Here is a 14,332-nt window from a genome sequence, read left to right as displayed (position 1 = left end):
TAAAGGAGATAAGATGCGTTCACTATTATTAGTGTTAGGATTATTTGTGATAGTCAGTGCTCATTCCACATGTCTTAAAATTGCAGATATCACTACGCTGACAGGTAAGTTGGTGATGAAAACCTATTCAGGACCTGATGACGTTCCGAAACCGTATAAAAGGTTCGTACTGGAATTAGACCGGCCATTGGATTGTGTAGTCGATATAGATGATACGTTTCCGGAATGGAATAAAGATGTTACGGTGATATTAACCACAGCAGCAATGTATGATGGTGTTCCAAAATATATAAATAAACATGTGTCGATAACAGGTGATGCTATTCTTGCCGATAATGCATATGATTTTACTGCGATTGTTATATTGTTAAGAGAAATTAATAACTATACTGAATTTGATAAGAAATGAAATCATGAAAAATATGAGTTTAAAATATAACGATGCTTCCCCAATGACTGATTTTATTACTGATGATAGCACACATTATTTACGAAGTGGAGGAACCATATGCTGGCGTTTCTTTAAGCCAAGTAATATAAGACCATAGAGATCGTCAATCAGTAATTCACTCAATACAGGGTAACATAATGACTAGAATTTCAATATTTTTTGTTTTATTAGTATGCTTATTTGTTCCTGGAGTGTCTATTGCTGGCTCTGCAGGAGGGTTATTTTTATTCATTATACCAATGGAATCGAACCTTTCTGAAAAAACTGTCATAGACAATTACTTCAAAAAAAACTATGGAGTCGATAATGCATTATCACCAACATGTGAGATTACATATCACAATAAAATTGAGCACGCCAGGCCAATGGTTGATGTTTTCTATTTGAAAACCCCAGTGAACGGTATCAATGAAACATTGTTAAGGAAATCAATTGAGAATGACAAAGACAAAAACAAACTAATGGTAGTTCTTAGCAAATTTAGAGATGACATAGTCTGGAATGGTTTTGATGCGATATTATTTTATAATAACGTTAATGATATCATTAATTTTTATAGTATATCTGCCATTTATAAAACAATGAATGTTCAAAATAGTTCGATTGCTGCTGCAGATGTCTTAGATGATAAGAAATTGGGCCAGGCAATATGTAAGGTTCTCGCTAAACTTCCTACACCAGCACCATAAAAAATTTCTTCTCTCTTATGTAAAATAAATGTGTAAAGCGGATAATTTAAATAAAATTTTCTTTGTAGTTAAATATATAATAAAATGGATACTCGCAAATTTCTTAAATCGAAATAGTCTTAACGCGTGAAGTACAAAATAAATTTATGGTTTATTTAGTGTGAATAATATGTGACATTTTTCAAGAGTCAAGCATGTAACATTATAGTTTACACAGTAGAAAATAACTCCCTATGCCCGGTTTTCATTCGAGATAATGGTATGCATCACGAATTAAGATGATAAATCGAAGTCTATGAAATTCAATGACCAAAGAATTTATTAATCATAAAGAGTTAACAAGCTTGATGTGATTTACAAATAATTTGTTATTTAAAATAATGGCTGGCGTTACAGGTGAAGAGTAATGACTTTAAAGGAGATAAGATGCGTTCACTATTACTGGTATTAGGATTATTTGTAGTATTTAGTGCTCATTCCACATGTCTTAAAATTGCAGATATCACTGCGATGAAAGGTACGTTGGTGATGAAAACTTATTCAGGCCCTGATGACGATACAAAACAGTATAAGAGGTTCGTACTTGAATTAGATAGGCCATTGGATTGTGTAGTCGATGTAGATGATACATTTTCTGAATGGAATAAAGATGTTACGGTGTTATTAACCGCAGAAAGAATGAATGATAAAGTTTCACAATATATAAATAAACACGTAGTTATATCAGGTGAGGCTATCCTTGCCGGAAGTGGATATCATTTTACAGCGATTGTGATGCTTTTAAGGGAAATAAGTAATTATGCTGAGGATGTTAAAAATGAAATTAAACGTGTGTGAGTAAAATCATGAGAAATATAAACGTAAACTATAACAATTCCTCACTAACAGCTGACTTTATCGCGGATGATGGCACACATTACTTAAGAAGTGGAGGTACTATTTGTTGGCGTTTCTTCAATCCAGGAAATATCAGACCTTCAAGAAGTTCGGTATGCGATTCCTTAAAAATTGGAGAGGGTAATACAAAAAGTGGGCCCTTTATGATTTTTCCAGATGATGCTACAGGATGGAAGGCGTTAAAGATGCTTCTGAAACTTACCTACAAAGATATGACTGTTAGGGATGTCATTTTCCGGTACTCTCCAAAACTAGATGGCAATAACCCTGCTGAATATGTAAAGAAAATATCTTTGAAAACAGGTATTCAACCTGATGAATATATCAGGGATTTAGATGACGTTACACTTGAGCGACTTATGGAAGCGATCAAGACTATGGAGGGGTATTACAATAACCAAGAAACACGCCGGGAACGGACCATCCCCACGACTAACATTCTGGTTTCAGATGGGAACACACCTATCGCTAATGAAAAATTAAAGGTAGTAATTGATAATAAGTCCTATGAGTGGTGCACCAATGATAATGGATATCTTCCGCCCATTGCCCATTTACCTGGACGAAGTGCATTAGATATTTTTTCCACAGGAGCAAACGGAAAAGAAGAAAAAGTGTACTCAGCGGTAGCAGGGCCCGCCAGTATAAGCCTACTGCTGATCAAAACGGGACAGGTATTTACTGCAAAAACAGGGGCTCATCAGGAAGGAGAGCGGGCAACAGAAGATTATATTGTAAAATCAGGTGATACCTTAAGTAAAATCGCAAGAAAATTTCACACAACGGTGAAACGAATCGCTGATTTGAATAGTATCTCAAATGTAGATGTCATCTCTGTCGGTCAAGAAATAAAGTTACCTGGTGGAATCAGTAAACCGCTTGCTGTAAAAAAACAGGCTTCCCAGGAACGTCCAAAAAAAATCCCTACCGGGACATCGGATAATGCTTACCCGCAGGCCAATGTCGGGAATGACTCCATTCAGGCACCGTGGATGGAAATCGCTATAAGAGAGGCGAAACAATGGCATGGGACAGGGGAGAGGAATATAGAAGATAATTATCATAAGCTCGCAGGTAGCCATGGTAAATTAACTAATACACCGTGGTGCGCCTCTTTTGTGACTTATTGTTTGGCTGAGGCTAACTATCTCCACGCGCGTGCAAACGCTCAATCATCACAATTTCCAGTAAATGAACCTGCACGATTTTATGAAATTAGTGAGCCTGTTTATGGCGCTATTATGGTAATGCGAAATTATAGTCAATCTACCAACAAATTTATTGGTAGTGGTCATATCTCTTTTGTCTATAGCCTAACCACATCGGGAAATATTGCAGCATTAGGAGGCAATCAGGGAGGAATTGATTTTGGCTACGGCACGATAAAACTTTCTGAATACCCTACGAATAAAAACAGTGCCGAGTTTGATTATAAATATCAGAAATTTTATAAATTTTACCTTCCTGTTGGGTATTATGATAATGAAAATAAATTAAGAATTATTGATGTTGATGAAGAAAATGCAACCAATTTTGGCATAGGAATTCAATCAAATAGCAATGAAGGTGGTGGATTATGATTAACAAAATCATTATATTTTTTATTTTAGTGATTAGTGTTTCTTATTCAAAACTGTCTATTTCTGGTGATCCTGGTGGTTTGTTTTTATATGTAATTTCTATGGAGTCTGATTTTAATGGTAAGTATTACATTGATAATTATTTTAGAAAACATTATGGATTAGATAATGAATTAGCCCCCTCATGTAAAATTTCTAGTGCTACAAGATCTTGGGAGGATCAACCAGCTGTCGATGTATATTACTTAAATAGCAAAATACCGGGGGTAGATAATGACCTATTAGAAAAGTCTATTGTAAACAAAAATTCAAGATCGAAATTAAGGAAACTTCTTGTTAATTTTAATGATAAAAGGATTCAGGGTGGTTTTGACGCAATACTATTTTATAAAATGAAAAATGCTGTTGTTTATTTTTACGGCTTGTCAGCTATTTATAAACCCGAACCACTGAAGAAATCGTCAATTGCTGTCAGAGATCTCTCGGATGAAACTAAGCTTGGAAATGCAATGTGTTTAGCGCTTGAAGGTCTCCCTACACCAGCACCATAGCAATTCGGTCAACTTAAGTTTGTCAATATTTTGGTTATGCTCAGGGTGCTCAGTAAATTCTTTAGCGAATAACCTAATGAATAGTGATCAATTAATTTGAATGATTTTTAAATGAATGCAGGTGAGTTATTAAGCTTTTTGGAGCGTGAAGAGTGTTTCCAGTGAACGAACCTGCACGACTTTATGAAATTAATGAGCGTGTTTATGGTGCTATTATGATAATGAGAGATTATTGTAAACCTACCAAACAATATATTGGTAGTGATTATATCACTTTTGTCGAGGGCCAAACTATGTCGGGAAATATTGCAGCACAAGTATGCAATCAGGGAGGAATTGATTTTGGCAACGGCACGATAAAACTTTCTGAATATCCTACGAGTAACAAAAGTGCCAAGTTTGATAATAAATATCAAAAATTTTATCATTTTTATCTTCCGGAGGGATACGCTGATAATGTTGCAGACTTGAACGTTATTAATATTGATGATGATAATGCTAAATTGTTTGGTATTGGTTAAAATCAGGTGAAAATGAAGGAGGTGGTTTGTGATGAATAAAAATATACTAAGGGTTCTTTTATTATTACTTTTTTCATACTCTAATATTTCTCTTGGCGGATCGCCAGGAGGCCTTATCTTATATGTTCACCCTTTATCTTCTGGATTAAAGTATAAAAAAGAAGTTGATGCATATTTTTATAAACACTATGGTGTGGATAATGAAAAGGCACCTTCTTGTAATGTGCGTTATAGTAATAGTACTCATGGCACATGGCCAGCTGTGGATGTCTTTTATCTTAAGAGGAGAGTTGATGAGATAAATGAGGCATTAATAGAGAATGCACTTAAAAACAAAAAGGAAAGGCGTAAATTGCGAGGAATTCTCTATAACTTTCGGGGAGAAAAAGTTAACTTTGGTTTTGATGGCATACTTATTTATGGGGAAACTGACGGAATCATCAGTTTTTATGGGGTGTCGTCTTTCTCCAAAAAAAATAGAGTGGTTGAGTCATCCCTTTCTGCCAATGATATAGCGGATGAAACGAAGTTAGGTTTGGCCTTATGCGGAATATTTTCTCGTCTTCCGGTTCCGGAAACCTAAATATTAAATACTAGAAATAACAATATATTGCAGCGAACAGCTTACAGAAGTGTATCGTCCAGGAAGAGATTTAAAGGAAAGTACTGAGTTGTTTTTGATGAAAAAAGACCACCTGTTGATGACAGGTGGTCTTTAACATTATATGAACCACAAATTATTTATCTGCAGTATCGTGTGCGTGCTCGTTTTCGCGGCAATCGCCTTCAGCACAATGACCATACAGGTACAGGCTATGGTTGGTCAGACGGATGCCATGTCGGGTGGCGATTTCACGTTGACGTGCTTCGATGGAGTCATCGCTGAATTCAATCACCTTGCCACAGTCGAGGCAGATCAGGTGATCGTGATGATGCTGTTGCGTCAGTTCAAAAACGGATTTACCGCCTTCGAAATTATGGCGGGTGACAATCCCGGCGTCATCGAACTGGTTCAGAACGCGGTATACGGTCGCCAGTCCAATCTCTTCGCCCATGTCGATCAGACGTTTGTATAAGTCTTCCGCACTGACGTGATGGTTGTCCGGCCCTTGCAGAACTTCCAGGATTTTTAAACGAGGAAGCGTAACTTTCAGGCCAGCCTTCTTTAATGCGGTATTGTTGTCAGTCATGCGGAATCTGTCCTGTTGCTAAACGATTCACTTCCTTAGAAGAAGTGACAGAAAATGCAGTTGGGATAATGCGTCTCATTATAGAACTGCCATGCCTAAATGAAAACTGCAAGTCTCAAGCAAAGTATGCTTATAAAAACGTGGTATCACCAACAAACTTGTTGGATGGCATCCACTTTAACCCGGGGACATTGTACAGGTATGAACACGAAAGTTAAAAATTTGTAGCAATTATTTTAATCGGTATTATCTATCAATGAGGTGCAACGTAGTCAGTTGCACCTCATCACTGCATTACGCGTTCAGGATGTCGTCGAGGTGCAGCTCTTCGCGGATCTGTTTTACCCACTTGTCGACGCGCTCAGCGGTCAGTTCTGGCTGACGGTCTTCGTCGATAGCCAGGCCGACAAAGTGGTCGTCATCCGCCAGGCCTTTAGAGGCTTCGAAATGATAACCCGCCGTTGGCCAGTGACCGACGATTGCCGCGCCGCGCGGTTCAATGATGTCGCGGATAGTGCCCAGTGCATCACAGAAGTATTCCGCGTAGTCTTCCTGGTCGCCGCAGCCGAAGAGGGCAACGAGTTTACCGTTGAAATCCACTTCTTCCAGCGTCGGGAAGAAATCATCCCAGTCACACTGTGCTTCGCCGTAGTACCAGGTTGGAATGCCAAGCAGCAGAATATCGTAACCTTCGAGATCCTCTTTGCTGCTCTTAGCAATGTCATGTACGTCGGCAACGTCTTTACCAAGCTGTTTTTGAATGTTTTTTGCGATGTTTTCGGTATTACCGGTATCGCTGCCGAAGAAAATGCCGATGATTGCCATGAGTGAAATAACCTCTTGAAACTTAATGGTATGGTGGCGCAAATTGTCCACGGATAAGGGCAATCATAGCAGAACAGGGAAGTCTGCGGAAACAGCTATCACGCGGGACTGCACTCTGTGCTACATGAAAGGGACAATTGAGGGGATTTTCAGACGATCACCTGGTGCTGCGCCATGCCTGAAGCTGTGCCATCAGCATCTCTTCAATCAGCTCGCTGCGGCTGATCTCGCGGGCATCGGCCAGTTCACTTAAGGCGTCGGCGGCCTCCGCGTTGAGTTTCAGCTCGACGCGTTTAAGCCCACGACTTTTGTCGCGTTTCAGCTGATTGCGCTTATTGATGCGCAACTGTTCATCACGCGAAAGCGGGTTGGTTTTTGGTCGTCCCGGTCGACGTTCAGTCGCGAACAGATCTAGTGTCGTGCGGTCCGTTTGTTCTTTGGCCATGATTCAGAGACTTCGGGGAAAACGAGCGGCCCTGCTATTGCCGGGGCGATGAGCGCGACATCATACATCACGGATACCTGCACGCCAACGACTGGTGGCCTGCGGGCAACCGGTCGCTGGCTTTTTAATCAAATCGCTTTATCAGAGAGATAGCGACGGATCGCCCGCAGCACGGCTTCGGGTTTTTCAGCGTGAACCCAGTGCCCGGCTCCGGCGATCACATGCGCACGCGCCTGTGGGAATTGCGCCAGCAGCGTATCGCGATAGGCGTCGGTGACGTACGGAGAATTGCCGCCGCGAATAAACAGGGTAGGGTGTGGCCAGGCCGGAACGGTCTGCCAGCCGACAATCTGAGGATACTGATCCCACAGCACCGGCACGTTAAAACGCCATGCGCCATCGACGAAAGATTTCAGCAGGAACTGCACCACGCCTTCTTCATCCAGATGTTCACGCATAATGGCTGCGGCCTGCTGACGTGTAGAAACGCCGGCCTCGGTCACGGCATTAATCGCCGCAAAGATTTCGTCGTGGCGACGCACGTCATAATCCACCGGGGCGACATCAATCACCACCAGCTGATCGATACGCTCCGGTGCCAGCGCCGTCAGGGCCATCACCGCTTTGCCGCCCATGGAATGGCCAATCAGCGTCGCTTTTTCAATCTGATTCGCATCGAGAGTATCCAGCAGATCCTGGGCCATCGCGCTATAAGTCATCTCCGGGCTGCGCTCGGAAAGCCCGTGGTTACGCATATCCACCTGCAAAATATCGCGATCGGCCACCAGATCGCGGGCCAGCACGCCCAGATTATCCAGGCTGCCAAAGAGGCCATGAACCAGTACGATGGGAGAATTATTGTTCGGCGATTGTGCAGATTGCGCTCGGCTATTCAATTTCATGGCAAAGTTCTTTTTTTACGTATGTCAGGTTAGGGTATTATGTTGACCATTCTGCCGCCCGGCTGCAAGGTTCCAGTTTAATCTGACTTTTGCCGCCACCCAGGTTTGACCCTATCCGCGGTTGGGATTAGCCCTTATAATCCCAACGACTTGTATTCAGATAAGATATTGCACTGGATTAAGATGAAAACAATCGAAGTTGATGATGAGCTCTATCAGTATATTGCCAGCCACACGCGACATATTGGCGAGAGTGCATCAGACATTTTACGGCGCATGCTGAAATTTTCCGCCGCCTCACAGCCTGCAACTCCGGTTTCTAAAGAGGTTCGTCAGCCAAATGTGGTCGCGGAAGCGAAAACTGTGGCGCCGGTGAAAGACAAAGTACGCGCGGTGCGTGAACTGCTGCTTTCCGACGAATACGCCGAGCAGAAAAAAGCGGTTAACCGCTTTATGCTGGTGCTGTCTACACTCTATTCACTGGATAACAAAGCGTTTGCTGAAGCCACTGATTCGCTTCATGGCCGTACCCGCGTTTACTTCGCGGGCGACGAACAGACGCTGCTTGCCAACGGCAATCAAACCAAACCTAAACATGTCCCTGGTACGCCGTACTGGGTGATCACCAATACCAACACCGGACGCAAATGCAGCATGGTCGAACACATCATGCAGTCGATGCAATTCCCGGCGGAATTGATTGAAAAGGTTTGCGGTACCATTTAACCCTTGCACAGGAAGGACCAGGCAATGGCAAATCACGATCGTGCGGGTCAGCCTGCACAACAAAGCGATTTGATTAACGTCGCTCAACTCACCGCGCAGTATTACGTACTGAAGCCGGAAGTGGGCAACGCAGAACACGCAGTGAAGTTTGGTACGTCTGGCCACCGCGGCAGCGCGGCGCGCCATAGCTTTAACGAACCGCATATTCTGGCCATTGCTCAGGCCATCGCGGAAGAGCGCGCTAAAAATGGCGTGACCGGTCCGTGCTATGTCGGGAAAGACACCCACGCGCTGTCCGAACCGGCGTTCATTTCCGTGCTGGAAGTTTTGGCAGCGAACGGTGTGGATGTCATCGTGCAGGAAGACAACGGCTTCACCCCGACGCCTGCGGTCTCAAACGCGATTCTGGTGCACAACAAAAAAGGTGGCGCGCAGGCTGACGGTATCGTCATCACCCCTTCGCACAACCCGCCGGACGATGGCGGTATCAAATACAATCCACCGAACGGTGGCCCGGCTGATACCAATGTCACCAAAGTGGTCGAAGACCGCGCCAACGCGCTGTTGGCTGACGGCCTGAAAGGCGTAAAACGTATCTCTCTGGATGCGGCGATGGCTTCCGGTCACGTGAAAGAGCTGGATCTGGTTCAGCCGTTCATCGAAGGGCTGGCCGATATCGTTGATATCGCCGCGATTCAGAAAGCGGGCCTGAAGCTGGGCGTGGATCCGCTCGGCGGTTCCGGTATCGAATACTGGAAGCGCATTGCCGAATTCTACAAGCTGGATCTGACTATCGTTAACGATCAGGTCGATCAGACGTTCCGCTTTATGCACCTCGATAAAGATGGCGCAATCCGCATGGACTGCTCCTCCGAGTGCGCAATGGCGGGTCTGCTGGCCCTGCGCGATAAATTCGATCTGGCCTTTGCCAACGACCCGGACTACGACCGCCACGGTATCGTTACTCCTGCGGGCCTGATGAATCCGAACCACTACCTGGCTGTGGCGATTAACTATCTGTTCCAGCATCGCCCACAGTGGGGCAAAGAGGTGGCTGTCGGTAAAACGCTGGTCTCCTCCGCGATGATTGACCGCGTGGTGAATGATTTAGGCCGTAAGCTGGTGGAAGTGCCAGTGGGCTTCAAATGGTTCGTTGACGGTCTGCACGACGGCAGCTTTGGTTTTGGCGGCGAAGAGAGCGCGGGTGCATCCTTCCTGCGTTTCGACGGTACGCCGTGGTCGACGGACAAAGACGGGATCATCATGTGCCTGCTGGCCGCGGAAATCACCGCCGTCACCGGCAAAAACCCGCAGGAGCACTACAACGAGCTGGCGGCTCGCTTTGGTGCGCCAAGCTATAACCGTATTCAGGCCGGTGCGACATCCGCTCAGAAAGCCGCGCTGTCTAAGCTCTCTCCAGAGATGGTGAGCGCTAACACGCTGGCGGGCGATCCGATCACCGCACGTCTGACGGCGGCACCTGGTAACGGTGCGTCAATCGGCGGTCTGAAAGTGATGACAGATAACGGCTGGTTCGCCGCGCGTCCGTCCGGTACGGAAGATGCGTACAAAATCTACTGCGAAAGCTTCCTCGGCGACGAACACCGTAAGCTGATCGAGAAAGAAGCGGTTGAAATTGTGAGTGAAGTGCTGAAGAACGCGTAAGTCTGCGGTCTGATCCCCTCAGCCGACAGGCGTGAGGAAAACATGAAAAACGGCAACCTCGGTTGCCGTTTTGCTTTTACCTCGCAGGCCCGGTGAGCAGTAATGCCCCCGGGCTTTTTTGTCGCTCTTAGCTGTGCTTATTCTTCAGCTCAAATCTTGGCGACACCAGACCGTACAGCGTCCAGCCCATAAACGTCACCATCGCCCCGTACAGCATCGCTTCCTGGCCGGAAGAGTAGAGCGCATAGAAGCTATATATCGCCCCAACCAGCGCCACGAAATTCGCAATCTTCGCTTTGCGGGGATCGACATTCGCCATTTTCTGAATAATCACCAGTGCGGCCATCGACAGAATGTACGGAATAATGTTGGTCACCACCGCCAGGTTCACCAGCACGTTGAACTGGCTGTTCAGCGACGGGCTAATGGTCATCAGCGACAACCCACTCTGGAAAATGACAATCGCCAGCATCCCCTGAATCGGTGCGTCGGACTTGCTAACGCGGGAGAATATTTTCGGGAAATATCCGGAGTCGGCAGAGGATTTAAACACCTGCGCGATGGTGAACTGCCAGCCGAGCAGCGAACCGCAGCAGGACATCACCATCAGGCCCATGATCACTTTCCCGACTTCCGGCGTGAACATCTGCGCAAACGCCAGGCCAAACGGCGCGGTCGAATTCGCCAGATCCATGTTCGGCACAATCCCGGCAATCACGTTGGTGGAGACGATGTAAATCACCGCAGCCCCAGCGTCCCGCCCAGTACCGCGATCGGCACGTTGCGTTCCGGGTTTTCCACCACCTCGGCGTTCGCACAGGCCGATTCCAGCCCAAGGAAAGCCCACAGCGTCATGGCGATTGAGGAACCGACCGCCGCGAAGAACGGCACGTGGTGCGGGTTCCAGGAGTTGGCGTACAGCGTCGGACTAAACCAGAACCAGCCGATAATGCACAGACCCACCACCGGGATGATTACCCCCAGACGGTGATACTGCTGATCTGCCCGGTGATACGGGCGCCGCCGAAGTTAGCGACGGTACACAGCCACAGCACGCCGATGGTCGCGATACCGATCTGCACCGGGCTCAGGGCGACGCCGAACAGCTCGGTGCCGTACCCGACCGCCGAAATCGCAATCGCGACGTTAGCGATCAGCAGCGACACACCGTAGGTATAGTTGGCCATAAAGTTGCCCGACTTGCCGAAGGCATACTCTGCGTAACCGCCCATCCCGCCGGACTTACGGCTGAACATCCCGCATTTGGCGAAAGCCCACGCCAACGCCATCGAGCCAACGGCGGTCACCAGCCAGGAGATAATTGAGATGGTACCGACTTCGGCGAGTTTGGTCGGGAGCATAATAATGCCCGAGCCCATCATATTGACCATGGTCAGGACGGTGAGCTGCACCACGCCCATCTTGTTGGATTTTTTACTCATAGTGTTTCCCCTTTCAGCAGCGCGGGCTGGGCGGCTGGCTGCTTAATCACGTAACAGCGAACCTGTTTGCGCCCGTCGCACTCTTCGACGTACACACCCTGGAGTTCCGGCGCGAAGCCCGGCAGAAGGTTAATCCCTTCTTCCAGCGCCGTGAAATAGCGCAGAACCGCGTCGCCCCACACTTCACCCGGCACCACGCACAGCACGCCCGGTGGGTAAGGGAGCGCGCCTTCCGCGGCAATACGGCCTTCTGCATCGCGCAGAGAGACCAGCTCCACTTCGCCGCGCAGATAGGCGTAGTTTGCCGCCTGCGGGTTCATTTTCACTTGCGGGAAATGCGCCTTGCGGAACATCTCTTTTTGCAGCTGTTTCACGTTGTGGCGGGCGTAAAGGTCATGCATCTCCTGGCAAATCTGGCGCAGAGAGTAACCGGCGTAGCGCTCAGAATGCTGCTTGTAGAGGGACGGCAGCACCTCTTTCAGCGGCGCATCGGTTTCCAGCAGTTTCTCGAAACGCACCAGTTGAGCGATCAGTTGCTGCAACTTGCCCATGTCCTCGGCAGGCGTCAGCAGGAACAGGATGGAGTTGAGATCGCATTTTTCCGGGACGATGCCGTTTTCGCGCAGGAAGTTAGCGAGGATGGTGGCCGGTACGCCGAAATCGTCGTATTCACCGGTACGGGCGTTGATGCCGGGCGTGGTCAGCAGGAGTTTGCACGGATCGATAAAATACTGATGCTCAGCGTAACCTTCGAAGGCATGCCAGTTTTCACCCGGCACAAAGTGGAAGAAGCGCAGATCCGTGGAGATCTCTGCCGTCGGCCAGCTTTCCCACAGCTTGCCATCTACTGTTTCAGGCACAAACGGGCGGATAAACTGGCAGTTTTGCAGGATCAGCTTGCGCGCTTCGATACCGTTCACCACGCAGTCCATCCACATGTTGCGGCCGCTCTGGCCCTCATGCATGCGGGCGTTAATGTCCAGCGCGGCAAACAGCGGATAAAACGGGCTGGTGGAGGCGTGCATCATGAAAGCGTTGTTCAGGCGTTTGTGCGGAACGTAGCGCTGCTGGCCTTTGATATGGCTGTCTTTTTTGTGGATCTGCGAAGTCTGAGAGAAGCCAGCCTGCTGCTTATGCACCGACTGAGTGACCAGAATCCCCGGATCGTTCTCGTTCAGCTCCAGCAGCAGCGGGGAGCAATCTGCCATCATGGGAATAAACTGCTCGTAGCCGACCCACGCCGAGTCAAACAGGATGTAGTCGCACAGATGACCAATCTTATCGACCACCTGACGGGCGTTGTAGATGGTGCCATCGTAGGTACCGAGCTGAATGACCGCCAGGCGGAACGGACGCTGATCGCGCATCCGGCCCGGAGCCACTTCGGCCACCAGCTCGCGCAGATAATTCTCTTCGAAGCAATGGGCGTCAATCCCGCCGATAAAGCCGTACGGGTTGCGAGCGGTTTCCAGATAGACCGGCGTTGCACCGGCCTGCAGCAGCGCGCCGTGATGGTTAGATTTATGGTTGTTACGGTCAAATAACACCAGATCGCCCGGCGTCAGCAGGGCGTTCAGCACCACTTTGTTGGACGACGACGTGCCGTTCAGCACGAAGTAGGTCTTATCGGCGTTGAACACTTTCGCCGCATGTTTTTGTGCCGTACAGGGCGCACCTTCGTGAATGAGCAGATCGCCCATCGCCACGTCGGCATTGCACAGGTCAGAGCGGAACAGCGTCTCGCCAAAGAAATCGACAAATTGATTACCGGCAGGGTGACGGCGGAAGAACTGACCGCCCTGATGCCCCGGGCAATCAAAGGCGCTGTTACCCTGTTTCACGTAATCTACCAGCGCGCGGAAGAACGGCGGGCGCAGCTGAGTTTCATACTTCAGCGCGGCGGCTTCCAGCTGGCGTCCGTAGAAATCGTTGCTGGTGTCGTTGCACTCAAATACGCCGTGAATGCGCGGTAAATATTCGGCCGGAACCATCTCTTCTTTATGAGTCGCGATAAATACCGGGATTCCAAAACCGGTGGCTTCTATTTCTTCAATGGTGCCATTAAAAATATCGCCGACGGCCAGTACTACGGCTGCCACATCAATATAATCGGTCGCACTGGCATCGACCATTTCCCGAGTGGTGGTGAAGCAGTCCGGGCAAGCACGGCTGGCAGCGATTTTTAGCATTTTCATATTTGTCTCTTTATTTTAGGCAATATTTGTCCTTCGACTTCGTATAAATAAGAAATCGAAATAGTCCGGAAAAAAAAGCAAAGAGGAGTCGCTGATAAAAAATCAGTGAATTGCTTTTTGATGAGTTAAATCCCAGGCCGTCCGGAAACGGAATAGACAGGATTTAAGGAAAAGGAGCGCAGCGCCCACAGGCAAATGCCTGTAAGTCAGGGTGTTTCAGGAAAACCTGTAAGCAGACGCGCCCTGGGTCGAA

Annotated in this window: 14 protein-coding genes and 1 pseudogene; 9 read left to right on the top strand and 6 right to left on the bottom strand. The window is 47.4% G+C overall.

The window, feature by feature from the left end; translation table 11 throughout:
- Positions 1-13 precede the first annotated feature (13 nt).
- The 7 genes from DAI21_RS20410 to DAI21_RS23000 all read left to right on the top strand — a co-directional run bounded on the left by DAI21_RS20410 (position 14) and on the right by DAI21_RS23000 (position 5,272).
- Positions 14-409 (top strand): hypothetical protein, encoded by a 396-nt coding sequence (locus DAI21_RS20410; protein WP_107704040.1) that lies wholly within the window; start codon positions 14-16, stop codon positions 407-409.
- A gap of 179 nt (positions 410-588) precedes the next feature.
- Positions 589-1,140: a hypothetical protein gene (locus DAI21_RS20405; protein ID WP_159075443.1), complete on the top strand. Its 552-nt coding sequence runs from the start codon at positions 589-591 to the stop codon at positions 1,138-1,140.
- A gap of 426 nt (positions 1,141-1,566) precedes the next feature.
- Entirely contained in the window at positions 1,567-1,977 is a 411-nt protein-coding gene (locus DAI21_RS20400) for a DUF4431 domain-containing protein (RefSeq protein WP_107704038.1), read from the top strand.
- Positions 1,974-3,617 carry a LysM peptidoglycan-binding domain-containing protein gene (locus tag DAI21_RS20395; RefSeq protein WP_107704037.1) on the top strand — a complete coding sequence of 548 codons (1,644 nt, stop codon included), beginning with the start codon at positions 1,974-1,976 and terminating at the stop codon, positions 3,615-3,617. Before DAI21_RS20400 ends, DAI21_RS20395 begins: the two co-directional genes overlap by 4 nt.
- Positions 3,614-4,168: a hypothetical protein gene (locus tag DAI21_RS20390; RefSeq protein WP_107704036.1), complete on the top strand. Its 555-nt coding sequence runs from the start codon at positions 3,614-3,616 to the stop codon at positions 4,166-4,168. The genes DAI21_RS20395 and DAI21_RS20390 overlap by 4 nt, the downstream gene beginning before the upstream one ends.
- Positions 4,169-4,329: 161 nt before the next feature.
- Positions 4,330-4,689, top strand: coding sequence for a hypothetical protein (locus tag DAI21_RS20385; protein ID WP_159075442.1), 360 nt, complete (start codon positions 4,330-4,332; stop codon positions 4,687-4,689).
- A 28-nt stretch (positions 4,690-4,717) separates the two neighbouring features.
- On the top strand, positions 4,718-5,272 hold the full coding sequence (locus DAI21_RS23000; RefSeq protein WP_159075441.1) for a hypothetical protein: 555 nt from the start codon (positions 4,718-4,720) through the stop codon (positions 5,270-5,272).
- A gap of 154 nt (positions 5,273-5,426) precedes the next feature.
- On the opposite strand, the gene fur is transcribed toward DAI21_RS23000, so the two are convergent.
- The 4 genes from fur to ybfF all read right to left on the bottom strand — a co-directional run bounded on the left by fur (position 5,427) and on the right by ybfF (position 8,051).
- Complete coding sequence (gene fur, locus DAI21_RS20375; RefSeq protein ID WP_107704033.1) at positions 5,427-5,879, bottom strand: ferric iron uptake transcriptional regulator; 453 nt, start codon at positions 5,877-5,879, stop codon at positions 5,427-5,429.
- 294 nt (positions 5,880-6,173) lie between these two features.
- A complete protein-coding gene (fldA, locus tag DAI21_RS20365; protein ID WP_059178645.1) occupies positions 6,174-6,704 on the bottom strand; it encodes a flavodoxin FldA in 531 nt (176 codons plus the stop codon).
- A gap of 157 nt (positions 6,705-6,861) precedes the next feature.
- Positions 6,862-7,149 carry a LexA regulated protein gene (ybfE, locus tag DAI21_RS20360; RefSeq protein WP_102104162.1) on the bottom strand — a complete coding sequence of 96 codons (288 nt, stop codon included), beginning with the start codon at positions 7,147-7,149 and terminating at the stop codon, positions 6,862-6,864.
- A gap of 128 nt (positions 7,150-7,277) precedes the next feature.
- A complete protein-coding gene (gene ybfF / locus DAI21_RS20355; RefSeq protein WP_107704032.1) occupies positions 7,278-8,051 on the bottom strand; it encodes an esterase in 774 nt (257 codons plus the stop codon).
- 183 nt (positions 8,052-8,234) lie between these two features.
- Here ybfF and seqA point away from each other — a divergent pair, with 183 nt between their 5' ends.
- Together seqA and pgm are read left to right on the top strand one after the other, a co-directional pair.
- Positions 8,235-8,777, top strand: coding sequence for a replication initiation negative regulator SeqA (seqA, locus tag DAI21_RS20350; protein WP_100777197.1), 543 nt, complete (start codon positions 8,235-8,237; stop codon positions 8,775-8,777).
- 24 nt (positions 8,778-8,801) lie between these two features.
- Positions 8,802-10,442, top strand: a complete 1,641-nt coding sequence (pgm, locus tag DAI21_RS20345) for a phosphoglucomutase (alpha-D-glucose-1,6-bisphosphate-dependent) (RefSeq protein ID WP_100777196.1) — start codon at positions 8,802-8,804, stop codon at positions 10,440-10,442.
- Positions 10,443-10,569: 127 nt separating this feature from the next.
- Here pgm and potE read toward each other — a convergent pair.
- Positions 10,570-11,884, bottom strand: a pseudogene (potE, locus tag DAI21_RS20340) (putrescine-ornithine antiporter).
- A complete protein-coding gene (gene speF / locus DAI21_RS20335; protein WP_107704031.1) occupies positions 11,881-14,079 on the bottom strand; it encodes an ornithine decarboxylase SpeF in 2,199 nt (732 codons plus the stop codon). Before speF ends, potE begins: the two are co-directional and overlap by 4 nt.
- Positions 14,080-14,332 lie beyond the last annotated feature (253 nt).

Origin of the sequence: Lelliottia sp. WB101 (assembly GCF_003051885.1) — a bacterium.
Classification (GTDB): domain Bacteria; phylum Pseudomonadota; class Gammaproteobacteria; order Enterobacterales; family Enterobacteriaceae; genus Enterobacter; species Enterobacter nimipressuralis.
Note: the sequence above shows the minus strand (reverse complement) of the source record. Positions and strands in the feature narration are given on the sequence as shown.